This window comes from Thermoflavimicrobium dichotomicum, assembly GCF_900114055.1.
In the GTDB taxonomy this organism is placed as follows: Bacteria; Bacillota; Bacilli; order Thermoactinomycetales; family Thermoactinomycetaceae; genus Thermoflavimicrobium; species Thermoflavimicrobium dichotomicum.
On sequence record NZ_FORR01000004.1, the window covers coordinates 130369 to 156391 of the forward strand.

The 26023-nt window shown below is 42.6% G+C and carries 28 protein-coding genes; 3 read left to right on the plus strand and 25 right to left on the minus strand.

The features are described from left to right. Positions 1-49: 49 nt before the first annotated feature. The 14 genes from glyS to BMZ78_RS06420 all read right to left on the minus strand — a co-directional run bounded on the left by glyS (position 50) and on the right by BMZ78_RS06420 (position 13425). Positions 50-2137, minus strand: coding sequence for a glycine--tRNA ligase subunit beta (gene glyS, locus BMZ78_RS06355; RefSeq protein ID WP_093228903.1), 2088 nt, complete (start codon positions 2135-2137; stop codon positions 50-52). After that, positions 2130-3020, minus strand: a complete 891-nt coding sequence (gene glyQ / locus BMZ78_RS06360) for a glycine--tRNA ligase subunit alpha (RefSeq protein WP_093228905.1) — start codon at positions 3018-3020, stop codon at positions 2130-2132. Before glyQ ends, glyS begins: the two co-directional genes overlap by 8 nt. A 419-nt stretch (positions 3021-3439) precedes the next feature. Then, on the minus strand, positions 3440-4192 hold the full coding sequence (gene recO, locus BMZ78_RS06365; protein WP_093228906.1) for a DNA repair protein RecO: 753 nt from the start codon (positions 4190-4192) through the stop codon (positions 3440-3442). Positions 4193-4211: 19 nt separating this feature from the next. Next, a complete protein-coding gene (locus BMZ78_RS06370; protein WP_093228908.1) occupies positions 4212-4343 on the minus strand; it encodes a YqzL family protein in 132 nt (43 codons plus the stop codon). A gap of 152 nt (positions 4344-4495) precedes the next feature. Then, complete coding sequence (era, locus tag BMZ78_RS06375; RefSeq protein WP_093228909.1) at positions 4496-5404, minus strand: GTPase Era; 909 nt, start codon at positions 5402-5404, stop codon at positions 4496-4498. Next, complete coding sequence (locus BMZ78_RS06380) at positions 5388-5789, minus strand: cytidine deaminase (protein WP_093228911.1); 402 nt, start codon at positions 5787-5789, stop codon at positions 5388-5390. The genes era and BMZ78_RS06380 overlap by 17 nt, the downstream gene beginning before the upstream one ends. Positions 5790-5813: 24 nt before the next feature. Further along, positions 5814-6503 carry a diacylglycerol kinase gene (locus BMZ78_RS06385; protein WP_093228912.1) on the minus strand — a complete coding sequence of 230 codons (690 nt, stop codon included), beginning with the start codon at positions 6501-6503 and terminating at the stop codon, positions 5814-5816. A 114-nt stretch (positions 6504-6617) separates the two neighbouring features. Continuing rightward, entirely contained in the window at positions 6618-7097 is a 480-nt protein-coding gene (ybeY, locus tag BMZ78_RS06390; protein ID WP_093228914.1) for an rRNA maturation RNase YbeY, read from the minus strand. After that, a complete protein-coding gene (locus BMZ78_RS06395; RefSeq protein ID WP_093228915.1) occupies positions 7094-9226 on the minus strand; it encodes an HD family phosphohydrolase in 2133 nt (710 codons plus the stop codon). Before BMZ78_RS06395 ends, ybeY begins: the two co-directional genes overlap by 4 nt. A gap of 86 nt (positions 9227-9312) precedes the next feature. Further along, positions 9313-10278, minus strand: coding sequence for a PhoH family protein (locus BMZ78_RS06400; RefSeq protein WP_093228917.1), 966 nt, complete (start codon positions 10276-10278; stop codon positions 9313-9315). 3 nt (positions 10279-10281) lie between these two features. Next, a complete protein-coding gene (gene yqfD, locus BMZ78_RS06405; RefSeq protein ID WP_175482333.1) occupies positions 10282-11478 on the minus strand; it encodes a sporulation protein YqfD in 1197 nt (398 codons plus the stop codon). 18 nt (positions 11479-11496) lie between these two features. Next, positions 11497-11778 carry a sporulation protein YqfC gene (gene yqfC, locus BMZ78_RS06410; protein ID WP_093228920.1) on the minus strand — a complete coding sequence of 94 codons (282 nt, stop codon included), beginning with the start codon at positions 11776-11778 and terminating at the stop codon, positions 11497-11499. A gap of 487 nt (positions 11779-12265) precedes the next feature. Beyond that, a complete protein-coding gene (locus tag BMZ78_RS19360; RefSeq protein ID WP_281244542.1) occupies positions 12266-13000 on the minus strand; it encodes a D-Ala-D-Ala carboxypeptidase family metallohydrolase in 735 nt (244 codons plus the stop codon). Positions 13001-13236: 236 nt separating this feature from the next. Further along, positions 13237-13425 (minus strand): alpha/beta-type small acid-soluble spore protein, encoded by a 189-nt coding sequence (locus tag BMZ78_RS06420; RefSeq protein ID WP_093228921.1) that lies wholly within the window; start codon positions 13423-13425, stop codon positions 13237-13239. Positions 13426-13670: 245 nt separating this feature from the next. Between BMZ78_RS06420 and BMZ78_RS06425 the strand changes: the two genes are divergently transcribed. Next, positions 13671-14558: a cation diffusion facilitator family transporter gene (locus BMZ78_RS06425; RefSeq protein WP_341849626.1), complete on the plus strand. Its 888-nt coding sequence runs from the start codon at positions 13671-13673 to the stop codon at positions 14556-14558. A 59-nt stretch (positions 14559-14617) separates the two neighbouring features. Here the strand turns inward: BMZ78_RS06425 and BMZ78_RS06430 are convergent, their stop codons facing one another. The 3 genes from BMZ78_RS06430 to BMZ78_RS06440 all read right to left on the minus strand — a co-directional run bounded on the left by BMZ78_RS06430 (position 14618) and on the right by BMZ78_RS06440 (position 15856). Beyond that, entirely contained in the window at positions 14618-15061 is a 444-nt protein-coding gene (locus BMZ78_RS06430) for a GatB/YqeY domain-containing protein (RefSeq protein WP_093228924.1), read from the minus strand. A 13-nt stretch (positions 15062-15074) separates the two neighbouring features. After that, positions 15075-15248 carry a 30S ribosomal protein S21 gene (rpsU, locus tag BMZ78_RS06435; protein WP_093228925.1) on the minus strand — a complete coding sequence of 58 codons (174 nt, stop codon included), beginning with the start codon at positions 15246-15248 and terminating at the stop codon, positions 15075-15077. Between the two features lie 263 nt (positions 15249-15511). Next, positions 15512-15856 carry a histidine triad nucleotide-binding protein gene (locus BMZ78_RS06440; protein ID WP_093228927.1) on the minus strand — a complete coding sequence of 115 codons (345 nt, stop codon included), beginning with the start codon at positions 15854-15856 and terminating at the stop codon, positions 15512-15514. A 118-nt stretch (positions 15857-15974) separates the two neighbouring features. Here BMZ78_RS06440 and BMZ78_RS06445 point away from each other — a divergent pair, with 118 nt between their 5' ends. Together BMZ78_RS06445 and BMZ78_RS06450 are read left to right on the plus strand one after the other, a co-directional pair. After that, positions 15975-16325, plus strand: a complete 351-nt coding sequence (locus BMZ78_RS06445) for a hypothetical protein (protein WP_093228928.1) — start codon at positions 15975-15977, stop codon at positions 16323-16325. 86 nt (positions 16326-16411) lie between these two features. Further along, positions 16412-17380 (plus strand): Na/Pi cotransporter family protein, encoded by a 969-nt coding sequence (locus BMZ78_RS06450; protein WP_093228930.1) that lies wholly within the window; start codon positions 16412-16414, stop codon positions 17378-17380. A 58-nt stretch (positions 17381-17438) separates the two neighbouring features. Here the strand turns inward: BMZ78_RS06450 and deoC are convergent, their stop codons facing one another. The 8 genes from deoC to grpE all read right to left on the minus strand — a co-directional run bounded on the left by deoC (position 17439) and on the right by grpE (position 25816). Beyond that, a complete protein-coding gene (gene deoC, locus BMZ78_RS06455) occupies positions 17439-18107 on the minus strand; it encodes a deoxyribose-phosphate aldolase (protein WP_093228931.1) in 669 nt (222 codons plus the stop codon). A gap of 20 nt (positions 18108-18127) precedes the next feature. Then, positions 18128-18550 (minus strand): NUDIX hydrolase, encoded by a 423-nt coding sequence (locus BMZ78_RS06460; protein WP_093228933.1) that lies wholly within the window; start codon positions 18548-18550, stop codon positions 18128-18130. Between the two features lie 185 nt (positions 18551-18735). Then, positions 18736-20082, minus strand: coding sequence for a tRNA (N(6)-L-threonylcarbamoyladenosine(37)-C(2))-methylthiotransferase MtaB (mtaB, locus tag BMZ78_RS06465; RefSeq protein WP_093229020.1), 1347 nt, complete (start codon positions 20080-20082; stop codon positions 18736-18738). Then, on the minus strand, positions 20082-20822 hold the full coding sequence (locus BMZ78_RS06470) for a 16S rRNA (uracil(1498)-N(3))-methyltransferase (RefSeq protein ID WP_093228934.1): 741 nt from the start codon (positions 20820-20822) through the stop codon (positions 20082-20084). The genes mtaB and BMZ78_RS06470 overlap by 1 nt, the downstream gene beginning before the upstream one ends. Positions 20823-20840: 18 nt before the next feature. Continuing rightward, on the minus strand, positions 20841-21779 hold the full coding sequence (gene prmA, locus BMZ78_RS06475) for a 50S ribosomal protein L11 methyltransferase (RefSeq protein ID WP_093228936.1): 939 nt from the start codon (positions 21777-21779) through the stop codon (positions 20841-20843). A 58-nt stretch (positions 21780-21837) separates the two neighbouring features. Beyond that, entirely contained in the window at positions 21838-22971 is a 1134-nt protein-coding gene (gene dnaJ / locus BMZ78_RS06480) for a molecular chaperone DnaJ (RefSeq protein ID WP_093228937.1), read from the minus strand. A 106-nt stretch (positions 22972-23077) separates the two neighbouring features. Next, a complete protein-coding gene (dnaK, locus tag BMZ78_RS06485; protein WP_093228939.1) occupies positions 23078-24901 on the minus strand; it encodes a molecular chaperone DnaK in 1824 nt (607 codons plus the stop codon). A gap of 45 nt (positions 24902-24946) precedes the next feature. Then, positions 24947-25816, minus strand: a complete 870-nt coding sequence (grpE, locus tag BMZ78_RS06490) for a nucleotide exchange factor GrpE (RefSeq protein ID WP_245739757.1) — start codon at positions 25814-25816, stop codon at positions 24947-24949. Positions 25817-26023: the final 207 nt, after the last annotated feature.

The window sequence follows — 26023 nt, forward strand, 5'->3', positions numbered from 1 at the left end:
GATTTCTCACGATGACAATAAGCCCTGGATAACCCAGGGCTTATTGATTCTAAGAAGCAAAAACGATATGTTCAAAGGCAGCATATTGTCTGACCAGTTCTGTTATCTCTTTCAGCAAGGCCAAACGATTGTTACGTACTCTTTCATCTTCTACCATCACCATCACATGATCAAAGAAATGGTGAATTTGAGGAACCATGTGGGCAATGGCTTGATACATCATCAGGGGATCCCGTTGTTCTCTTGCTTTATTAAACTGTTCGCTCGCTTCATCGTATGCTTGTAACAAATCACGCTCTGCTGGCTCCTGTAATTCCTGACGATGCAAGTGCACTTCTTTCGCTTTTTTTGCCAGATTTGCCGTACGTGTAAACCCTTCTACCTCCAATTTAAAGGATTCACGCTCCAACTGTTCCATCAATACTTGCGCTTTGCTTACAGCCAGATAAAGGTCTGCCAAATCCGCAGAAAGAATCGCATCAATCACATCATAACGAATGTCTTGTTCTTGCATCACTGCTTTTAAACGCAATGCGAAAAACTGCGATACCTCTTTTTCTACTTTTTCCCGTTCGATTTTCAAAAGCCCCTCTTTTTCCAAACGGTCAAGGGCCAACTGGATCAATTGGGTCAGCGAAACGGCAGACCACTTTTCCTGCAAAAGAATTTGTACAATACCGGCTGCCCTTCTCCGCAAACCGTAAGGATCCTGTGATCCAGTCGGCTGAATTCCTACTCCAAAGCTCCCCACAATCGTATCGATCTTATCCGCCAAAGCAAGGATGGTTCCCAGAGAGCCCTGCGGAACCCGATCGCCAGCCGAACGTGGCAAATGATGTTCATAAACGGCTTCTGCCACCTCTTTATCTTCTCCGTGACGAAGCGCATACACTTGTCCCATGTAACCTTCCAACTCTGAAAACTCGCCAACCATTTGCGTAGCCAGGTCAAATTTGCAAATAGATGCTGCCCGATCCAGTTTTTCCAACCGTGATGGATCCCATTGTAACTGGTTTCCCAATTGAAGAGCCAGTGAATGAATTCGGCGCACGCGATCTCCCATCGTTCCCAGATCTTCCTGGAACACAATTCGATCCAGCTTTTCGACGGCCTGGTCAATCGGCAGTTTCAAATCTTCCTCATAGAAGAATCTTGCATCGGATAATCGTGCTCTTAAAACTTTTTCATTCCCTTTTGCTACAGTCTCGATACCATGGTCATCGCCATTTCGAACCGTCACAAAATATGGAAGCAATTCTCCATCTTTTGTTTCAACCGGAAAGTAACGCTGGTGCTCCCGCATTGTCGTAATTAATACTTCCTTCGGCAATTTCAAAAACTCTTTACTAAACGAACCATATAAAGCTGTTGGGTATTCAACCAAAAAAACGACTTCCTCTAACAGACCTGCATCCACTGGAATTTTCCAGTTATGTTTTTCTTCTAACTGACGCAGTTGATCCAAAATGAGTTGCCGTCTTTCATCTACATCTACAATCACATATTGCTGCCGTAAAGCATCTACATATTGGTCTGCAGAAGCAATCGATGTTTTATTGCCCAGAAAGCGGTGACCATAGCTGATGTTGCTTGCTCTTACATGGGCAAATGTTATTGGAACGATCTCTTCCCCAAACAGGCAAACCAACCAACGAATCGGACGGATAAAACGGGTCTTGTCACTTCCCCAACGCATGGTCTTTGGAAAATTGATGCCTGCAATGATCTCATGGATTCCTTTTATTAATTCATCCGTTGTTCGATTGCCTGGGACATGCCTGTTAGCAAAAACGTAGACTTCACCTTTTACTTCCCTCAGTTCCAATTGCTCTACTGAAACCCCTTGTTTACGGGCAAATCCCTCTGCTGCTTTGCTCCACTTGCCATCAGGTGTTTTGGCAATGCGCTCAGCAGGTCCCCGCACTTCCTCATACACGTCTTCTTGACTCTCTGCCACTTGACGAACCCACACTGTTAAGCGCCGTGATGTGGCAAACGTTTGGATATCGGAATAGGAAATGCGATGAGCCGTCAACCAGTTAGCCATTCGCTCTCCCAACTGTCTGATTGCATCCTGCACAAAACGGGCAGGGATCTCTTCACAACCAATTTCCAATAACAGATCCCGTTTATCCATTGTGATCCTCCTCTCTTTGTTTTAATAAGGGGAAACCAAGTTTTTCACGTTGTTCTACATACGCCTTCGCACATTGTCTGGCCAGATGCCGAACCCGACCAATGTATCCTGTCCGTTCGGTTACACTGATCGCCCCTCGTGCATCGAGCAGATTAAATGTATGGGAACACTTCAGAATGTAATCATAAGCAGGGAAAACCAGCTGTTCATCCAATGCACGCATCGCTTCTTTTTCATAGGCATCAAATAGATGGAACAATAGCTTGACATCCGAGACTTCAAATGTATATTTGGAGTGTTCATACTCTTGTTGGAAAAAGATATCTCCATATTTCACATCATCAATCCACGTTAAATCATAAACATTTTCTTTATCTTGAATATACAGTGCCAATCGTTCCAATCCATAAGTCAACTCAACCGATACAGGATTGGTTTCAAGGCCACCCACTTGTTGAAAATAAGTAAACTGGGTGATTTCCATACCATCAACCCATACTTCCCATCCAAGCCCTGCAGCACCAAATGTCGGATTTTCCCAATTATCTTCCACAAAACGAATATCATGTTTAAGCGGATCAATACCCAGTGCCTGTAAACTGCCCAGATAAATATCCTGAATATTGTCAGGGGCAGGTTTTAAAATGACTTGAAATTGGTGATGTTGATAGAGCCGATTTGGATTGTCACCATAACGTCCATCCGCCGGACGACGTGATGGCTCCACATAAGCCACTTTCCATGGCTCAGGTCCAAGCGCACGTAAAAATGTCATCGGATTCAGCGTACCCGCTCCTTTTTCGACATCATACGGTTGAGCGATAATACAGCCCTGCTTCGACCAATAATTTTGCAGTTGGATAATCATTTGTTGCAATTCCATATTCTTCACCTCCACAAAATTGCAATACAAAAAGCCCTCTCCCTCATGACCTGACCAATAACAGGATTGGTCGTTTTGTGTCATAGGGACGAGAGCTTACTTCCCGCGGTTCCACCCTATTTGGTTAACCTGCCGGCTAACCCTCCTCATTGATTCAACCGTTACGCTCCAGACTGCCCTTCACCAGGACCAAGGCCAGGCTTACACCCTCCCTGACTCGCTTTCAACTTGGCTTCCCTGGCTACTCCTTTCTGTCATCGCGTTACCTTATCCAATTTTCATATACAAAGATATAGCAGAGAACAGGTGATTTGTCAATGAGAAGGTCTCGTTTACATTTCATTTTAATTGTTCCCATATTAACCAAGGGATCCATTTGCCCATAATCCCAATCCATAACAGAGCCTTTATCAAAAGCTTTACGAAGTACTCATGGCACTCTGTAATTGCTTAAGTATATGACGCGCCTTCCATTGATGCGAGAGATATTCGTCCATAAACAAACAGATCACGCCTTCCAACTGCTCTTTGGTTTCAGGCTTTACTGTAACCTCACCCAACCGTTTTAGCTCAACCATTTGCAGAATAGGTAAAATCCTGGCTGTCGCCTTTGTAACCGGAATCGCTTCCGGATCGGTGGACACGCACTTTGCACACAAAAGCCCTCCCTGACGGACGCTAAAGGCTACCAGGGGCGAAGAAGAATGACAATGAGTACAGTGATGCAAGACAGGCTGATATCCGGCGATTTTCAGCATTTTCAGTTCGAAAATCCGAGTTAAAATATCAGGATCGGTCCGTTTTTCCAACAAATCAAGAGCCAAATCCAGGAAGCGATAAACGACCGGATTTGGTTCTTTTTCGGCAATTAACTTATCGATCAGCTCCAGCCAATAGGCTCCGTATGCTGTCAACAACAAATCCGAACGAAGGATATGGCGGGATTTCAGGATATCTGCTTGAGAGAGGGTAGGCATACCACTCCCGGCAAAGCATACAAACTGAGCTTGTGTAAACGGCTCTGTTACTGCCCGAAAACGGCTTTTCGCTTTTTTCGAGCCACGAGCCATCACTGTAAATTTCCCCAGATGTTCTGTAAAAACCAGCACAATTTGATGGCTTTCCCCATAATCTTTTGCTCGAAGAACAATCCCCTCAAATTTGCTTAACATCTTGTATAAGCCCTTTCCTTTATTTCTGTTCTTCTTCCTCGTCAAACCCCTCTTGACTATTCTTTCTTTCCAATGCCTCCATGTCCTTGTATAGCAAATACGCTTCAATACTGCCAGTCACTTCAAAGCAACTCCATATGAAATTGCGCAACTAGCACTCATCCCTTTCTATTGACGTTCTCTTGTACAAAACTTAGGATGAGCGAATGAAATGAGGAGTATAAGATGGAAAAATTGTCAGTTGAAAATGGACCGATGCCTATTGACAAACACACGAAAACTGTTCCCTATTTTCTTTATTCATCATTCTTCTTCCCTATAACCAAACTGTCTTAAAAGCATTTCCTCATTTCGCCAATCTTTTTTCACTTTTACCCATAAATCCAGGAAAATTTGACTTCCCAGTAGTCGTTCCAGTTCTTCTCGTGCTCTTTTTCCGACTTCTTTCAGTAACGAACCTTTTTTACCGATTAAAATGCCCTTTTGTGAGGGTCTTTCTGTAAAAATGGTAGCACGAATATCAATCAGGTTTCGATTCGCCCGTTTTGACATTTCTTCAACGACCACAGCGACTGAATGTGGAATTTCCTCGCGTGTTAGCTGAAGTACTTTTTCTCTGATCAATTCAGCGACAATAAAACGCTCCGGATGATCTGTTACCTGATCTGCCGGATAATACTGTGGACCTGGTGGTAACTCCTTTAAAATTAACTCAAGCAGGGTAGATGTATTATTTCCCTGTAAAGCCGAAATGGGCACCACTTCTTTAAAGGAAAAGAGCCGGCGATATTGGTCAATCAGGGGTAATAAATCGTCGGGATGAACTTGATCAATCTTATTCACCACTAAAAAAACAGGTGTTTTTACTTTCTTTAGATTTTCCATAATGAAGCGATCTCCCGGCCCCATTCCTTCAGCAGCATCGACTAAAAACAGGACCAAATCCACTTCATCCAAAGCGTTTTGTGCCGTTTGTACAAGCAGCTCTCCCAGTTTCGAATGAGGCTTGTGAATCCCGGGTGTATCCAGGAAAACAATTTGACCACGTTCATCGGTATAAACCCCACGAATTTTATTTCGTGTGGTTTGAGGTTTATCCGACATAATGGCAATCTTTTGTCCAACAAGATAATTCATCAAAGTCGATTTTCCCACGTTTGGACGTCCAATTAACGCTACAAAACCTGAACGAAAATTATTTTGATTTTGCATCAAGATCCTCCTTACTAAATGCCCCAGGTAACAATTCAGCAACAGTGGTCTCCCATATATCTCCTTTGAGATTGGACAACCAAACTTTCATATCAGGAGAACAAAATTCTGCCATGACCTGTCTACATGCTCCACAGGGAGAAACAGGTCCCTCCGTATCTGCGATTACAGCAATCCCGTCAAACTCGTGATATCCTTCAGAGATCGCTTTAAAAAAGGCTGTTCTTTCGGCACAATTCGTTAGTCCATACGAAGCATTTTCTATATTGCATCCTAAAATAATCTCTCCATCTTTTGTCAACAGTGCGGCTCCAACAGGAAAGCGAGAATAAGGCACATATGCTTTCTCACGGGCTTCTAACGCTTTTTGTACCAATTCGTTCATCCCATATCCTCCTCTTCTTATCACTTATAACCATTGAAATCCAACCACTGCAACCAGAATGCCAATGATCGCTCCAAATAAAATCGCTACTCGATTGCCATCCATTCGAAACCGTAAAACTAAAAGAAGCGTAGTTAAAAAATAGACAAGAAAGGTGATCATCAAATTCCAGATGAGTGCAACAACCAAGGTGGCTACACAAAAAGCCACGGAGATAATCATGCTTGGCTCCCATTCTTTTTTTCCCATGCGATGGAACCAGCCTTTTAACAATAAGGTAAAAAAGAAATCAAACACAATAATAGCCGCCAAACCTATATTGGGTTTAGTCGGAGATTGCGTCCACACCATATGGAACAATTGATTGAGATAAGGATAAAACACGCTCAATCCCACAATCACAGCCAATCCGGCAGTAAGCAAAACAGCACCTGCAGCAACATCCTTTGCGATTTTGGCCAACGGGTGAAACTCTTCGGTGATCATATCAACCACAGCTTCGATGGCCGTATTGATTAATTCAGCGAAGATCACCAAAATAATCGTAACAAATAACACAAGTACCTCCATCTTGTTTAAAGGGAGGTACAGACTAAGCAATAAGACCGCTAGCGCAACGAAAAAGTGAATGCGCATATTTCGCTGTGTGACTACTGTATATTTTAGGCCTTCCAAAGCATAACGAAAACTCTTCAGTACTTTCTTCACCCACATATGAAGGCTGCTACTTGTCTATTTCTACGAGCTATGCTTACTTAATTCAAAGCAAGGCCTTATCTCTTACTTTTTCAGCTCTTTAAAGTAGCAGGTTTCCTCCTCTCTCCCCTGTCAATTACACTCTCGCCTTAGACCAACCCCATGCAAAATCTCCTCTTGGCGTGCAAACATTTCCTCTTCTTGTTCTTTTGTCTCGTGATCATATCCCAATAAATGCAAAAAGCCATGTACAGCCAAAAAACCGAGTTCCCGTGCCAGTGAATGACCGTACTCTTCAGCCTGCTCTTTAGCCTTGGGTAAAGATATCACAATATCACCTAAAGGAACTGTCTCTTCATCTTCAGCAATCACCCATTCTTCATCAGGTTCCCACAAAGGAAAAGAAAGAACATCGGTGGGACGATCTACACCGCGATGTTCTCGATTCAACTTATGAATGGTTTGATTATCAACAATCAAAAGCGACACATCCACTGTTGGCAATTCTTCCACTTCTGCAGCCCGCTCCAACACTTTTTGAATCCATCCAATCGCTTCTTTTTCGTCTTCATTCACATCAATTTCTACTTGCAAATCCACATATACTTTCATCCGTGTTTAACTCCTTTAACGACTGTAGATTTTGGTTCATCTGGATATTCAATACGCGAATGAAAAATTCCTTGCAACGTTTCACAAACCGATTTGGCAACGATATCGAGTTCTTTCAAGGTAAGATGACATTCATCAAATTGTCCATCTTCCAAACGATCACGAATGATCTTGCGAACCAGATTCTCAATACGGGATGGCGTCGGACGTGCCAAGGAACGAACAGCCGCTTCCACACAATCGCAAATTCCTACGATAGCCGCTTCTTTAAATTGGGCCTTGGGTCCAGGATAGCGATAATCCTCTTCAATCACTTTGCAACCATTACACTCATTTAAAGCCTTGTAATAAAAATATTTGATTAAGGTCGTACCATGATGCTGTGCAGCGATATCCTGAATCGGCTTTGGAATTTTATATTGCTTGAGCAATTCTACCCCATCGCGGGCATGAGAAATAATAATCGTTTTACTCAAGTTCGGGGAAATTTTATCATGAGGATTTTGTCGATTGATTTGATTTTCGATAAAAAACTGTGGTCGTTTGATTTTCCCTACATCATGATAATAGGCACCGACGCGAGCTAACAGCCCATCCGCCCCAATCGCTTCGGCGGCTGCTTCCGATAAATTCCCCACAATGACTGAATGATGATAGGTTCCGGGTGCTTCTATTAACAATTTGCGTAACAAAGGATGATTCGGATTCCCCAATTCCAACAGACGAAGAGGTGATAAAATCCCAAACATTGACTCAAAAATCGGTAAAAAGCCAATCGTCAAAACGGCTGAAAAAATCCCATTGGCCATCCCAAACCCAGTCGACATCAATAACGTCTGCCAATTCATATCAGAAGGATTCATAAAAGAAATGGCAATAATCGGCACCACACTTGTCAATGACGCAATCAAGCCTGCCTGCAAAATCGAACTTCGCCTTTTAACCCCAGCCAATGCAAAAGCACTTGTAGCTCCACTGATAAAAGATACCAAAGCAAAACGAAAATCAAATAACATGTGATTTTCGTTATTAAATAAAATGGATGCAGCAACACCTAATACCATTACTCCACCAAAAGCAAGTTCTACATTTATGAGCAAGGTAATTAACATCGCTCCAAAAGAAACAGGGGCAAAATAACCCAGTGTACTCCATTTTAAATTTTGACCAATCGCAATAATCTTCATGCTTAGCAGTGTAAGGAGCAAAATCAGGATAAACATCAATAACTTTGGATGATCTTCATGCATTTTGGGGTGAAACCGGCGAATATAAAAGAATAACAACTTTAACATCAGCCCGGTTAAAAGAGCAAGTCCCAAGTAAGGCCATGGATTATTTTTTTCTTTGATTAACCCCAATACTTGCAATTTCCTATATTGATCCGTTGTAATTTCTTCTCCTGCAGATACGATAATTTGTCCCTTGCGAATCTGGATCGCTTCGACCTCTTCACGGGCGACTTCACGCATTTTCTCCGTTTTTTTCTCATCGTAAACCTCATTGACAATAATGCATTTGCGTGCCAGTTCCCGCACAATAAAGCGAGCATTACTACTTAAACTTGAAAGAGCAATCTTCCGGTCAACCAGGTCCCTTTTCTCTGCCAGATTTTCTTGTTTGACTCCGTCTGACAATATTTCATTGACGATATTTCTTGTCTCCATGCGCAGATTTTGCAGCTCATCTGGCGGAATACGCACTAGTTTCAAATAAAATTCCTGTGATAAATCTTTGGATATGGCATCTTTTAAATTTGAAATCTTTTCCTCTTCTTTTAATGATTTATCCGTAATGTTTCTTCTCGCATCAGCAAAAATATTATCAATCAGTTTAATCTGGTTTTCGGTAATCTTATCATCCTTATAATACTGATCAGGTACAGCTGCTGCTGCTCGATTCCGTGCTTGCTTCGTTGCAACTTCATCGATTTTGGTGACAGGGGCAATGATCGTCTCCTTACTTACCATTCCTGGCTTTAACTCATATTGTTTAGGTAATACATGATTCAAAAGCAATAAATAGAACGCGACCCCAAAGATCGCGTAAAGAACAAATGGAATGTATTTTTTATATTGGAGATAGATGATACCGAACCTATTGGGTAACGGTTCGCTGATCTCTTTCATGCCTACCTGCTACCCAAACATAGATGCAAACCCGTTTTGACGGTCACAACCATGTTTAAGGTAACAGTCTCACACCTCCTGCTAAATTATGCATTTGCATCTTGTTCATATGCTTCAATAATTTTTTGTACCAATGTATGTCGGACCACATCTTCCTGTCCCAAGTATACAAAGCGAATATCTGGTATTTCTTTTAAAATCCGTTCTGCTTCCCGTAAACCCGACTTTCTTCCTTTTGGCAAGTCTACCTGAGTCACATCGCCCGTAATCACCATTTTTGAGCCAAATCCGAGTCGAGTCAAAAACATCTTCATCTGCTCGCCCGTTGTATTTTGGGCTTCATCCAAAATAACAAATGCATCTTCCAGTGTCCGACCTCTCATGTATGCAAGAGGAGCAACTTCAATCAACCCACGTTCCATCATTTTATTTACTTGTTCTACCCCTAACATAAAATACAAGCTATCATATAAAGGACGTAAATAAGGGTTCACCTTTTCCTGCAGATCACCAGGCAAAAATCCCAGATTCTCTCCAGCTTCTACCGCTGGACGTGTCAAGACAATCCTTTTCACCTGATGAGCCTTTAGTGCAGTTACAGCCATGACAACAGCCAAAAACGTTTTTCCTGTTCCAGCAGGTCCAATTCCGAAGACGATATCCGACTTTTGAATCGCTGTCACATAATGACGCTGTCCCAGCGTTTTCACACGCACTTTATTTCCTTTGTGAGTGATCCCAATTTCCTCATGATACAGTTCCAACAGTTCATCTTCCAGCCCCTGTTTCGCCAAGCGCTGTGCATAAACAACATCACGCTCTGTGAGCCGAATCCCTTTACGAATCAACGATAATAAAACACGAAATAAATTATAAAGCGTTTCACATTCATCTGGAGAACCCACGATCGTCAATTCTTCCCCGCGCGTAATGATTTTGGCTGAAGTCTGAGATTCCACCTGTTTCAAAAAGGCATCATGGGGTCCAAATAAGCTCAATGCTTCTTGTGCATCACGCAAATGAATCTTCACATTTTTCTCCCGTTCTGACAATGTTCATTCTCCTTGCAAAATAGGTTGTGAAACAGCAATGTTTTCAAGTACATCAAAATGTATCTTCAAATAAACTTTACCATTGTCAATGCGCTGGTGCAAAACTTTTTCCGTCAGAATCCTGCCTTCTGAACCTAAATTTATGCTTAATTCTTCTTTTGCTCGCTGTATAGCCAACTGAATTGCTTCCTTTAAAGGACGATGATATTGGACGGAACGCATTTCCAATCTTTCTTCGTCCACCAGTCCAAAAGGCAGTTTCCAATTACCCAAATAAAGAGAGCGCATTGATTGAATCGTTTCATATCGTTTCAATGGCATTGCCCGATGGAAAGGATTTCTAAAGATTTTGGATCCGATAAAAAAGTGAGTGACCTTATCCCTTTGCCCCGTATATTCCTTTCGCTCTTCGATTAAAGGTAAAGTTACCTCTGATTCATACCATACCTCCCCTATTACTTTACCCTTTGCTCCGACAATTTTTCCCGTATCTGGCTGCTCTGGATTACCATATTCGCCTGAAACCAATAGTTGTCCTTTTTGTACGACATCATAAATGTCTACAACCGGACGTCCGCGTTCCACCTGCATGTCCACAATCATGGCGTGTTTATTGGAAACCAGATCAACCGGTCCTTTTTCCTCCTGCTCTTTCTTCAAATGATCCACTTTCTTTTTATTTACAACTGTAATCACGGCTCGTGTGCCTTCGATACGAACACCGATCCAGGATGCTTCTGGCAATCGTTCGAGAAGCCTTTCTTGTAAATGGCGATCATTGGGTAAACGATATTTGAATTGGCCAACAAAAACCCCCTCTTCAGCTAGAATCGATCGTATATGTTCAGTCGGAAAATCCTCTGCTCCTTCAATATCAATGTGCCAGATAAACGATGACATCGCAAATAATATAAATATGAAAAAAATAAAACCGATATGGAAAAATTTCCTTCGCTTTATTTTTTGCAGAAGAAAAGGCAAGCCCTTTTTCTCCAAAATTTTGATTCGAATGCGATACTGACGTAAAAATGGGATGATTCGAAAGAAATCGGGCAGAGCCAAAGTAAGTTCAACCCGATCCTTGTCCACCCAATAAATATCTTCCGCTTTCACCCCATGTTCAATCAAGACATTTAACCATGCTGTAAGTTGTTCACCTCTACAAACGAATTTTACTTTTCCCTGGAAAATGTCTGGCAACCTGATGTTCCTCTCCCCCTATTCTGTATATTTTAATCCTTTCATTTTCCCTTCTACCCACACCATATCAGATGTGATTGCTTTAATCTTCAAATGATCACCCAATATGGTTAAATATCCTTCTGTCATACGAAGCTTTAACTCTTGTGGACTAAATGAAAGAACCCCCCGGTGGTTTTCCACTTGCAGATGGGACAATCCGATCATTTCCAAGCGGGGGACTTCTTCTGCCACGTCCGGCGGCAGATCAAACCATTCGGAGATCCATTTGCGCATATTTTTTTTTCCGATTCTCTTCATCCTCCGTCCCTCCGTCTCTAATTAAGAAATATGCAGATTCCTATTCGTTTAGAATCTCTTCCCCTCTTTCCTTTTAGCAAAATATGTATTCTATTTTAATCTTGTTTTGGTGGTAGATTTACTCATACGTTAGGCCTGACTCCCATAAGACACAATAAATAGAATATACTCAACCTGAATGAAAATGGGCTGACTCTGATCTGTTGAGTCAACCCACTCTAACTTTCCTTATACTTTATCAAATATAGTATGCATGATATCAGGAATGTTCATAACCTTATGACGGATGTGATAGAGGGCATATTTCCGTCACGTTCAAGTAGGTATCCTGATAGGAAGCCAGGCTGTCCACTCCAAAGGTCTCTTGGGAGAAAAATGCCCTCTTCTTCCATCCGATTTTTGTATCATTAACATCACTGATATGATTTCATGCATTCCAAATATTAACTATTTTTTATTTATAAGATCACAACATCTCATATGCATATTAGTCATTCCAATACCAGTAGCCCGCACCATAAGATGGATATTCGACGCGACTATCCACATGAGTAAAGCTGCTGTATCGAATAATGCCACTAAAGCCACAGGTTTTCGCTAAGTTTATTACTTCGGATACACTTTTACCGGAAACAACAATATCTGCAGCAATTCCATACATATGCATACTATTTGATTCGCCACCTACTGCACTATTATGACTAATACTACGGAATCCGGAATTGATGGTAATAGGACTATCTCCCGCTTTCTTACGCAGTGCTTCCAACTTCCACATCAGTCGACGAACATTTTCCTGTACAGTTGCAGCGCTTACTTTACCACCTGAGAAACCGCTTCCATCTTTTGAATAAAATTCTGACCAATTAAAATGTGCGGTTGATCCGTCACTGTCTTCCAGTGCATTTAATTTAGCCTGCGTTGCTGGACCAACAATCCCGTCTGGTGTCAAACCATAAGCCTGTTGAAATCTTTTGACTGCTGCTTCTGTTTGAGGTCCAAACACTCCATCAACGGCCACATAGGTCTGAGAAGGGGAACTTGCAGCCCACCCAGCAACACGAATTTGCAATTCTTTTACATCTGCACCAGAATCCCCTACTTTTAACGTACGAGTCCAACTGTACGCATCTGCTTTTGCAGGTGGTACCACCAACATTGCCAAAACCAACAGACAAGCAAACAACATGGAAAAACGGAACTTACTGCTCAGTTGAAACAATTTGAAGTTCTCCTTTCTCATAAAATATGTTTTTACAACAATATTGTAACAATTATCATTGGGTATGTAAATATAATTATTTAATATTTAATCATTTTTCTGAATGATTTTATCGTGATAATGATTAATTGTTATTATTATGGAAAATTGTATAAAACTATCTTATCGATGGATATTAAAAAGGGATATAGCGTTTTTGCTATATCCCTTTGCATAATGAATAGAATTGATTATTATTATAGCTGTCGCTGAGCTTGAGTAACCAAGCGTTTTGTAATTTCCCCACCGACAGATCCATTCCCACGTGATGTGGTATCTGGCCCCAGTTTCACTCCAAATTCAGCCGCAATTTCTTCTTTGAATTGATTTAAAACAGCTGAAGCTCCAGGTACCAATAAACGATTGGTACTGCGTGAACGCGCCATATTTTCATCTCCTTTCTATGAATAGTATGAAACGCACGCTATAAACTATGTTTATTAATTGTTTCCATACCCACTAACTATTCCCAAAAAAATCGATCAGTTTCTTTTATCCAACAAAATTGGAATCCCATTATTTTCTTTCACTCTTCTTGTTTTGTAGAGCCAAGTAAAAAACGTTTCTCTAGACCCACATGCTCTTTACCTGTTAATCTTTTTTCAGTATGAGCATACGAAGGGGGATTGGATTGGAGAAAGATTTAACAAAGCTAAGCGAAAAAGCAGCTTGGCTAAGTATCGGGGCTTATATACTTTTATCTGCAGGAAAATTGGCTGCAGGATACTTTACCCATTCCAAAGCACTGACAGCGGACGGATTAAACAATAGTACAGACATTTTAGCTTCACTGGCTGTCTTGGTCGGATTAAAACTTTCCAGAAAACCAGCAGACCAGGATCATCCATATGGACATCGTCGAGCTGAAACGATTGCCTCCCTTATTGCTTCATTTATCATGACGGCTGTAGGGATTGAAGTTCTTGTAAAAGCAGGCCAGGCACTTATCAACAAACAAATACACAGGCCAGATTGGAGCGCTGTATGGGTCTCTCTGGTTTGCGCTATCATTATGTATATCGTATATCGCTATAATCTTTACATTGCTAAAAAAACAAACAGTCAGGCTGTCAAAGCAGCAGCCAAAGACAATCTGTCCGATTCGTTAGTCAGTCTTGGTGCTTGCATTGGCATTATCGGTTCACAATTCCAACTTCCCTGGTTAGACCCGGTCACCGCTTTCATTGTTGGAGGGATTATCTGTAAAACAGCGTGGGAAATTTTTCAAGAATCCACACACACGCTTACAGATGGGATTGATGTCAATCTACTCGCTCAGTTACACCATTCGGTCGCACAGGTTCAGGGCGTCAAACAGATTCAGCGCATCAAAGGCAGATTGCACGGAAATGAGATCTTGGTGGACGTTGATATTACAGTAGATCCCCATCTAAATGTCATCGAAAGCCACATGATCACTGAAGTCATCGAAGAAAAACTACGTAACGAGTTTCAAATCGCCCATATCCAGGTACATGTCGAACCTGACCAGAACCAACGGATCGCCATAAAAAAATAAGAGCAGGCGCGTTGTCTGCTCTTTGGCTTGCAAAAAAACAGCGTGGTCGTCCACGCTGTTTATGCCAAATATTCCTGAACCAAGCGATTGACAACTTTCCCGTCTGCTCTTCCTTTTACCTTTGGTAAAATCGCTCCCATGACTTTACCCATATCCTTTTTCGAAGAAGCGCCTACCTCCAGGATTACTTCCTGCACAATAGCACGAAGCTCTTCTTCGGATAATTGCTCAGGCAAATACTGCGACAGAATGTCAAGCTCTTCCTGTTCTTTTTGAACGAGATCATCACGTCCTGCTTTTTCGTATTCCGCTAATGAATCCTTCCGCTGTTTGATCTCCTTCATAATTACTTCCAATACTTCTTCATCGTTTAGAGCTTCACGTTTGTCAATTTCTACCTTTTTGATTGATGCACGAAGCATCCGAAGCGTAGACACCTTTTGCTTCTCTTTATTTTTCATCGCAGTTTTCATGTCTTGCTCAATTTGCTGTACCAGACTCACTGGTTACACCTCTCTAACGACGCTTTTTGCGAGCTGCTTCTGCTTTCTTTTTACGACGAACACTTGGTTTTTCATAACGCTCGCGCTTGCGGATTTCAGACAAAATGCCATGTTTTGCACAAGAACGCTTGAAACGGCGCAATGCACTATCCAAGGATTCATTCTTACGAACGCGTGTTTCAACCATGCTTATCCCTCCCTCCACGGGCCAGCTAGCCACTCGAACAGCGGCGCAATAACACACATTGAAGCAAGTAGTGGCCTGATCCCCAGAGAGAGGCGGTCAGCATCCACAAAATCTTGCAAACCAATGAATTTTGACCGTGATAGAAGTTCTTTTTGTTCCTTTGTCAGGAAACTGGACTTCCCTTCTCTAGGTTTGACATCACCGTTGTTCAGGGCATATATCCTCTTATTGTATTATATCGAATGAGAATCTTCTAGTCAAAATCAACCTGGCGGCCAAGTTAGTTGACGCCCTCCCAAAAGATGGAAATGAATGTGGAATACCGTTTGCCCACCTTCTTGTCCGATATTGTTCACAACACGAAATCCTCTTTCATCCAAGCCCAATTGTTTGGCAATCTTTTTGATACCCAGTAAGATTTTCCCTGCCAATACTTTGTCTTCTTCTTCCAGATGCATAAGAGAAGAAATATGTTTTTTCGGAATGACAAGCACATGCTCAGGAGCTACTGGATTAATATCACGAAAAGCATACAAGAACTCATCTTCATACACTTTTTGCGACGGAATTTTACCATCAACGATTTGACAAAAAATACATTCAGACACTCAGTTCCCTCCTGTTCTTAAGCCTAATTATATCAAAGATAGGCAATCTGCATAGCGCAAACACAACAGTAGCCCTGTAACATATAATGTATCATGAATGATAAAGGAGTGAAAATCCTTGGCAAAAAACAAATCTTCAGCCAATGAAAGCAAATTACGCAAAATGGTTCGACAAATGATCCAAGAAGAACTTAAGCAACTTCATTCTTCACCTTATGAAGCGCCTCCATTTTCATCGTACAATTACAGCCAATTTCCTGATGAAGAGAACTTTTCGAAAGAACAAGAAGAATGGAGCCAGACACCCCCATGGGCCACGTTTGGAGCACCAGTCCCCGCTAAACAAAGTCGTCACGAGCGCCAGTCGCGAAAGTCTTCTGAGCAGCAAAACCCTTGGTCAGAGCCATATCACCCAGAATTTGATGAGTTCGATGCTCCTCCTTTTTTCAGGAGGCATGCCAAAAAATAAAAGTTCATCGCGCCCTTTGGGCGCATTTTTTGTCATGCCCGTCCACCTCCAGCCATATAATAGCTGCAAATGGGGAGGCATGATCAATGACTGAAATTCTTTTTCCATTTACTATAGGGCTCATTGTCTTTTTATATGGTTTAAATAAAATGAGAACAGGCTTTGAAACCTTGGCTGGAGAAAATCTAAAAGGCATTCTATTGCGATTTACCAAAACACCTTTTCGTGGTTTTATCACAGGAACCATTACCACTGCTTTATTGCAAAGCAGTACAGCTGTTACTGTGCTAACGATCGGCTTTGTGCATGCAGGTCTGATTTCCTTTACTCACTCCATCGGGATCATCCTTGGGACCAACATCGGTACGACTGTAACAACACAAATCCTGGCATTAAATATTGAAGATTTCGCTGTACCATTCATTGTGATCGGCATCATCTTACGTTTGATGACCTGGAAAAACGTTCGGCCACTGGGCTTCATTATTAGTGGCTTTGGATTTCTGTTTCTGGGAATTGAAATAATTCAATGGTTAATTCAACCACTCAAGGAACGAGGTTGGATCGATTTATTGATAGAGAACAGTGGCAATCCCATTATTTCAGGTATATTGGTTGGAGCCATTATTACAGCCCTTATTCACAGCAGTAGTGCCACGATCGCCATCACGATGGGCTTTTACGCCTCCAATTTGGTTACCCTTCCTTTTGCCATTGCTGTCATTTATGGAAGTAACGTAGGTACTTGTGTAACGGGAATGATTGCCGCAATCCAAACAAACATCCATGCCAAACGCGTTGCCATCGCCCATCTGATTCTCAACATTGCAGGAGTTGTTTTATTTGCTCCCTTGATCCCGGTTTACATTGACTGGATTCCCTATCTGTCCGATTCACCAACGACTCAAATCGCTCATGTCCAAACGCTATTTAATGTCATTTGTTCCTTATTCGTCCTTCCCATTGGACCACTATTTGCCAAATTCATCATCTGGCTGGTTCCCGAGCGTAAGACAGTGTGGAAATGGAGTGAATATCCACGAAAGACCTATTAAGAAAAGGAGCCTTAGCATAAGCTCCTCTGATTTTAACCCCTCTTATAGAAAATCCGACTTAATAAGTGCTTGTTCCTTTACCACCTGTGACGATCGCTACACCGGAGCTGGTACCGATTCGATTTGCACCGGCTTGAATCATTTTTTCGGCTGTTTCGAGATCACGAACGCCACCTGAAGCTTTCACTCCTACTTCTTCACCAACTGTTTTCCGCATGAGTTCTACTGCGTGTACTGTTGCTCCACCAGCAAGGAAGCCTGTAGAAGTTTTTACAAAGTGCGCTCCAGCTTCTTTGGACAACTTGCTTGCCTGGATGATTTCTTCATCGGTTAAAAGACCGGTCTCTAAAATGACTTTAACCAGATTTCCTGCCGCAGCTTCAACAACGGCTTGAATATCTTTTTTTACGGTGTCAAAGTCGCCCGATTTGAGTGCACCAATGTTTAGTACCATATCAATTTCTGTCGCTCCATCTTGTACCGCCTGCTTTGTTTCATATGCTTTTACTTCTTTTGGCGTTGCCCCTAGCGGGAAGCCTATAACGGTACATACTTTGACTGGAGAATCGGCCAATTGTTCAGCAGCTACCCGAACCCAGTATGGATTGACACAAACCGAAGCAAATTGATGGGCTTTGGCTTCTTCGCACAGTTTGACAATGTCATCTCTGGTTGCTTCCGGTTTCAGCAAGGTATGATCAATCATGGCAGCGATATGTTGAGTCATATGATCCATTCCTTTCCCATTTACTTTAAGTTTAAAACTCGATAAGCTTTTTCCAGCACTACCTGGTTGTTATGATAACCAGCGCTTTGTTGCAGTTCCCAAGCTTCTTCAGGAGAATACCAAGCAACCATATCTATTTCCTCTATTTGTGGCGTTTCCTTCCCTTCCAACGCCTCAACCAAAAAGTAGTTCACTTCCTTGTGAATAAGGCCTTTCTTTTCATGCTCGTAATCATACTGAATCGTAAGAAGTTTCTCTACCACTCTACCCGAAATCCCTGTTTCCTCCTGGATTTCACGTAGAGCCGTTTCTTCGTCTGACTCGCCTGCTTCTATTTTTCCTTTCGGCAATGAAATATACCCAAAGCGGTCACGTATGAGGAGAATCTCGATTTGTCCATCTCTTTTCCGATAAACAACGCCACCTGCAGAAATCTCTTTCACATTTTCCCCCCTTTTATTTTCAGTTTGCCAAGAGATTATAACCAATCGCACAAGAAAGGAACAATAATCCGCTTACTCCTAAAAAAGGATACCAGCTTTATATATCGATGACAATATTTTGCTGGCATTCAAAGCAAAAAAAGAACTGCTAACGTACTTGCCGTTAACAGCTCTCATTCACTCATTTATACTGCTTTTGCCGGGCGTGGTACCTCATCGACCACACGAACGAAAGTACCATGGCAATATTCAGGACCAGCCTCGTCTACTTTCACTCGGCACACTTTCCCCACCATCTCTTCGTTGGCTGGGAAAACCACTTGCAGATAGTTATCGGAATATCCCATATACAAGCCGTTGGATGGGTCTTCTTTATACGGACGCTCTGGAATCACTTCGACTACATCACCAACGAATTTCTCGGCATATTTGAGAGACAGGCGATTGGACAGTTCAATCATCCGTTTTACACGTTCGTGCTTAATCTCTTCAGGCACCTGATCTGGCATACGTGCAGCAGGAGTTCCCGTCCGTTTGGAATATGGGAATACGTGCAACTGATACATATCGAGCTCTTCAATAAAGCGATAGCCATTCTCAAATTGTTCATCGGTTTCTCCAGGGAAGCCAACAATGACATCCGTGGTAATCGCTACATTTGGCATCGCCTCATGTAATTGAAGGATTTTTTCCCGATACTCGCTCGTCGTATATTTCCGGCGCATGCGTTTGAGAACCGCATCATCTCCAGCCTGAAGCGGGATATGCAAATGACGGCACATTTTCTCAGAAGCATTCAATACTTCGATGACACGTTCATCAATTTGGCTCGCCTCAATGGAGCTGATCCGGATGCGTTTTAACCCTTCAATTTTATCCAAATCCCACAAGAGATCAGCTAAACGATAGTTTTCAAAATCCTCACCATATCCACCTGTATGAATTCCAGTCAACACGATTTCTTTATAACCTGCTTCCACCAATTGACGCGCTTGTTGCAGTACGCTCTCTGGCTTACGGCTGCGGGATAATCCTTTTGCCCATGGGATGATACAGAAAGTGCAGAAGTTATTGCATCCCTCTTGAATTTTGAGAAAAGCACGAGTCCGATCAGAAAAAGCCGGAACGTCCAGGTCTTCAAATTCACGCTGTTTCATGATATTCGCCACAGCATGGATCGGCTGACGTTCACGCCGAAACTTCTCTACATACTCAATCAGCTTATCACGACCTGATGTACCTACTACAATATCTACACCTGGAATAGCAGCAACTTCCGCCGGTGAAGTTTGCGCATAACACCCTGTTACCGCAATGACTGCATCCGGATTCCGGCGAATCGCACGACGAATCACCTGCCGGCTCTTCTTATCCCCTGTATTGGTTACCGTACAGGTATTGATCAGATAAACATCCGCCTCATCTTCAAAATCCACACGAACATAGCCCGCTTTTTTAAACAACTGCCACATTGCTTCTGTTTCATAGGCATTCACCTTACAGCCTAAGGTATGAAAAGCCACCCGATTCATCATGCTTCACCTCCTAATTCTCGTTTTGCAAACAGGATACAGGAAAGAGCTACCAAAGATGCGGTCTCTGTACGAAGAATTCTTGTTCCTAATGTGATTGGCAAAGCACCAGCCGCCTTCGCTTCTTCGATCTCCTGTTCAGAGAATCCACCTTCTGGACCAATGATCAGGAGAATTTGCTGGGCTTCACTCATCGTGACATGCGTTAAGGGCTCTCCCCCTTTTTCATAGGCAATGAGAGCCAGTTCCGCCTTTTCGATCTCTTTGAGTAGCTCTTTCCAATGAATCGGTTGAAAGACTTCTGGAATACAGCCGCGATGAGATTGTTCAGCGGCTTCCTTTACAATGCGTTTCCAACGTTCAAGCTTTTTCTGCCCTTTTTTATCATCGAGTTTAACAATGGTACGCAAAGAGGTAAAAGGCAGAAATCGTGCCGCCCCAATTTCTGTTCCTTTTTGCAAAATGGTTTCAAACTTGTCCCCTTTAGGCAACGACTGTGCAATCGTGATCTGACTGACAGGCTCACCTTTGGAAGGGGCCGTTTCGAGTACGCGACACTCAATATATTGTGAGTGGATTTCGGTAATTTCCACGAAATAATCAAGACCATGCCCATCACAACAAATGAATCGATCACCGATTCGATTGCGCATCACGGTTTTGATATGATGCACATCATCACCTGTGATCTGGATCTGATTTCCACTGATTTGTTTGGGTGATACAAAATACCTCTGCATAAGACACTCCTACCTAGTTTACCATTTTTTTGCGACAATCGCCACCCAGTCTTCCTGGTGAATGGTTTCCAAAACCTGAAGGCCTGTATCGTTTAAAGCGGATAGAACAAGCCCGGATTTCTCTTTAATAATACCTGAACCGACAAAAATACCGCCAGGTACCAGAACACGCGGTAAATCATGGACAAACTTGACAATAATTTCTGCCAGGATATTGGCTACTACACAATCGGCCGTTTGGGCTACTCCTTTTAACAAATCCCCCTGTCTTACTTCAACCACCGGTTCGACTTGGTTTAACCGGACGTTTTCCTTACTTTTTTCTACTGCAAGTGGATCCAAATCCAATGCCAACACTTTTTTTGCTCCCAGTTTTGCTGCAGCAATACTCAAGATGCCACTCCCGCATCCGACATCGATCACACGAGATTCTGGAAACAAGTATTTTTCCAGCATTTTTAAAGACAAGACAGTCGTAGGATGAGTCCCTGTACCAAATGCCATCCCCGGATCCAATTCGATAATTCTCTCATCAGGAGAAGCAGCCTGATATGCTTCCCAAACAGGTTTGATTGTTAATCGCGGTGAGATACGTACCGGTTTATAATACTTTTTCCATTTATTGGCCCATGATTCTTCATCCACGAGTGACGTTCGGACTATTCCCGGACCAGGATCAAGTCCAAACTGGGAAAGCTGCTCTACTCTTTGTTTCACCTGAGAAACGATCGATTCAAAATCGATCAAATCAGGAAAATAGGCCTTAACAATCACTCCATATTCCGGATAATCTTCTTTTTTCAGTTCAATGATTTCTCCATACTGGTTTTCCCAATGACGGTTCAACACTTCTGGATCTTCAATGGATACACCCTCTGCTCCAACTTCCTGGAGCAAGTTGCTTACTGCTTCCACTGCTTCCGAACTCGTATGAACGCTTAATTCAAGCCAGTTCATCATCTTTACCCCCTTTTGATAAAGAAAAACGGGCAGGGCGCCCGTTCTTGTTGTCTTATTAATCTACTTTAAACGCTCGTTTCATTTTATCAAAAAAGCTATTGTTTTGGTTCTGAACATATTCTCCACACAGCCTTGAGAACTGCCGCAAGGCTTCTCGCTGTTCTTCATTCAGATTGGTTGGTGTAACCACACGAACCCTTACCCGCAAGTCTCCAACCATTCCTCGCGAGCGCGGAACTCCTTTGCCGCGTAAGCGGAATTCTGTTCCTGTTTGGGTACCTGTTGGAATCTTCAATTTCGCTTTTCCTTCCAGTGTCGGAACAACCACTTCACCACCGAGAGCCGCTACACCAAAGGTAATTGGCAACTCACAAACCAAATCATATCCGTCACGCACAAATACTTCATGCGGCTTTACAAAAACCGTAATAATCAAATCCCCAGGAGGTCCACCATTAATACCTGGCTCTCCTTCACCACGCACACGCAAACGATCACCATCATAAATGCCTGCAGGGATTTTTACGCTGAGCTTCCGTTTTCTTTTTACCTTTCCTAAACCAGTACAGGTCGAACATTTCTCCCGAATCACTTTTCCTTCGCCTTTACAAGATGGACAAGTGCGAGAATGCTGAATTTTACCCCAAGGTGTATTCTTCACTTCCTCTACTTGTCCTCTTCCCCGGCAAACACTACAGGTCTCGGGACGGCTTCCCTGTTTTGCCCCACTTCCCTTACAGGTCGGACAAGCTTCCGTTTTCGGAATTTGAAGTTCAACAGATGTACCATAAATGGCATCTTTAAAATCAATTTGAATCCGGTATTCTAAATCCGCACCTTGCCGTGCTGCAAATGGATTGCGTCGGGTGCCACCGAAAAACATATCAAAGATATCTTCTATACCACTAAAGCCACCGCTAAAACCACCATCAAATCCGCCAGCAAAGCCACCTGTACCAAATCCACCCGATGGGTCAGTATGACCGAATTGATCATAGTGAGCTCGTTTTTGCTCATCACTCAAAACTTCATAGGCTTCTTTAATCTCTTTAAATTTTTCTTCTGCATCTGGTTCCTTATTGACATCCGGATGATATTTGCGTGCAAGCTTGCGATATGCTTTTCGAATTTCGTCAGCAGTGGCATTTCGATCAACACCCAGCACTTCATAATAATCGCGTTTGCTCACCAGATCACCTCCTCTTTCTCTTACATCAAAAAAAGAAAGTCAAGTCAAGGCGAACCCCGACGTTGACTTGACTTTCAGGCCGAGGAGACCTTCAGTATTGCTCCTCTTACTTTTTATCTTCTTTTATTTCCTCGAACTCAGCATCAACAACGCGCTCATCTTTCTGTTCATTGTTTTGTGCCGCTTGTGCTGTTTGCTGTGCCTGTTCATACAGCTTGATCGATAGCTGCTGAACGGCTTGTTCCAACTCTTCTGTTCCTTTTTTGATAGCCTCGAAGTCTTCACCTTCCAAGGCTTTTTTCAGTTCATCTTTCACTTGATTTACTTTATCTACTTCACTTTGCTCCACTTTGTCTCCAAGTTCTTTCAGCGTTTTTTCAGTGGTAAAGATGAGCTGATCTGCTTTGTTACGCAATTCGATCTGCTCTTTCCGCTTTTTATCTTCCTCAGCATGAAGCTCAGCTTCACGGATCATGCGTTGGATCTCTTCTTCACTCAAGCCGCTGGAAGATTGAATCGTGATATTTTGACTCTTACCAGTTGCCTTATCTTTTGCTGTCACAGATACAATTCCATTCACATCGATTTTAAAGGTAACCTCAATTTGCGGAACCCCTCGTGGAGCTGGTGGAATATCACGCAACTGGAAGCGACCCAATGTCTTATTGTCTTTCGCCATGGGGCGCTCTCCTTGCAGAACATGGATATCCACTACGGTTTGGTTATCCGTTGCCGTAGAGAAGATTTGGGATCTTTCCACTGGGATGGCTGTATTTCTTTCGATCAGCTTCGTAAATACACCGCCCAAGGTTTCGATTCCAAGGGATAATGGAGTAACGTCTACCAATACAACATCTTTTACATCTTTGGAGATGACTCCACCTTGGATCGCTGCTCCCATTGCTACAACTTCATCTGGGTTTACTCCTTTAGAAGGCTCTTTACCAATCAGCTTTTTGATTGCTTCCTGTACGGCAGGAATCCGTGTAGAACCACCCACCAGGATTACTTTATCAATATCGCTTGGACTTAGTCCAGCATCTTGCAATGCCTGACGAGTCGGTCCCATGGTGCGTTCAATCAGGTGTGCACTCAACTCTTCAAACTTCGCACGGGTCAAGTTCATTTCCAAGTGTTTGGGTACACCATCTACCTGTGTCAAGAATGGGAGAGAGATCGTGGTAGTCAGCACGCCGGACAAGTCTTTTTTCGCTTTTTCGGCTGCCTCTTTCAGACGTTGCATGGCCATGTTGTCATTTCTCAAGTCAACACCATGCTCTTTTTTAAACTCCTGAACCAGGTAGTCAATAATGACTTGGTCAAAATCATCTCCACCCAAGTGGTTATCTCCACTGGTTGCCACCACTTGGAAGAATCCGTCTTCCATCTCGAGAATGGATACGTCAAAAGTACCTCCACCCAAGTCAAAAACCAAAATGGTTTGCGCTTCTTCTTTTCCCAAACCATAGGCCAAAGCGGCTGCTGTTGGCTCGTTAATGATTCTCAGTACTTCAAGCCCAGCAATTCTTCCTGCATCTTTTGTCGCTTGACGTTGACTATCATTAAAATATGCAGGAACAGTAATAACAGCCTGTGTTACTTTTTCGCCCAGATAAGCTTCCGCATCCGCTTTTAATTTCTGTAAGATCATGGCTGAAATTTCTTGTGGTGTATACTCTTTTCCATCAATTTTCACTTTATGGTCGGTTCCCATATAACGTTTAATCGAAATAATCGTTTTATCTGGATTGGTGATTGCTTGACGCTTTGCTGCTTCACCCACTAAGCGTTCTCCCGTTTTGGAAAAGCCAACAACAGATGGAGTAGTACGTCCACCTTCTGCGTTTGGGATAACTACTGCTTCAGATCCTTCCATGAATGCAACGCAAGAGTTAGTGGTTCCTAGGTCAATGCCAATAATTTTACCCATAGATAGTCCCCTCCTACATACTCTCCAACAAGTTGTATAGTAAAATTAACTGCTTACTTTCACCATACTTGGACGAATCACACGATCTTTATAGCGGTAGCCTGGCTGCAATTCTTCTACTACCATTCCTGGTTCGTATTGATCACTCTCTACTTGCATCACCGCATTATGCTCGTGCGGATTAAAAGGTTTACCCTCTGCCTCAATCAGGGTAAGCCCTGCTTGAGACAACACTTGTAAAAACTGGCGATAAACCATTTCGACGCCTTGTTTTAACCCTTCAGCATCCAATGATTTATCTGCGGCATCCAATGCTCGCTCAAAATTATCCAATACAGGTAATAGGGACTCAATCAGCGGCACAGATGCATATTTTAATGCATCTTCTTTATCTTTTCTGGCTCGCCGCCGGAAGTTTTCCAGATCAGCATGAGACATCAACAGTTTTTCATGCATCTCAGCCAATTTCTGTTGTAATTCTTCAGTCAGAGTTTCATACTCACTCAGTTTCTGTTTTAATGATTCAATTTCTTTCTGTAATTCGATTGTTGGGTCAACAACAACTTCCTCGGATATATCTTGAGTTTCCTCCGGCACTTCTTCCTTGCCTGCCGTGACCTCTTTGTGATCAGCTACTGCTTCTTCTTGAGCCAGTCTCTCTTCTGTCATTTCCATTTCCATGTCTTTTTCTTCATCAATGATGGGTGTATTTCCCAAGATCGGTTGATTTCCCAGCTTCGGCTCTTGCTCGGGCATTGGTTCATTGGCTATCGTTGGCTCCACATTTTCTTCCATATGAGCAGCCTGCTCATGCATTTCTGTATGCACAACTTCTTCATGCTCCAATATTTTTGTCGCCTGCAAGCTATCGGCATCGATACGGATGCGTTTCCTTTTTCTTTTTTTGGCCGCCATGCCATACTCCCTCCTTTGCTGGCGAGACCCACGAGCCCCAGATCCTCGTAAGAACACGAAAAAACAGCTCTCATGTCGCACGTCTGACTTAGAATATGACTTTTTTCATTCTATACGAAATCCTCTGCGAATACGAGAACGTTAAGGACGGAAATCTCAAAATTCCAGCATTCTTTGCAACCAACGATTTTATTATACAATCAGAAT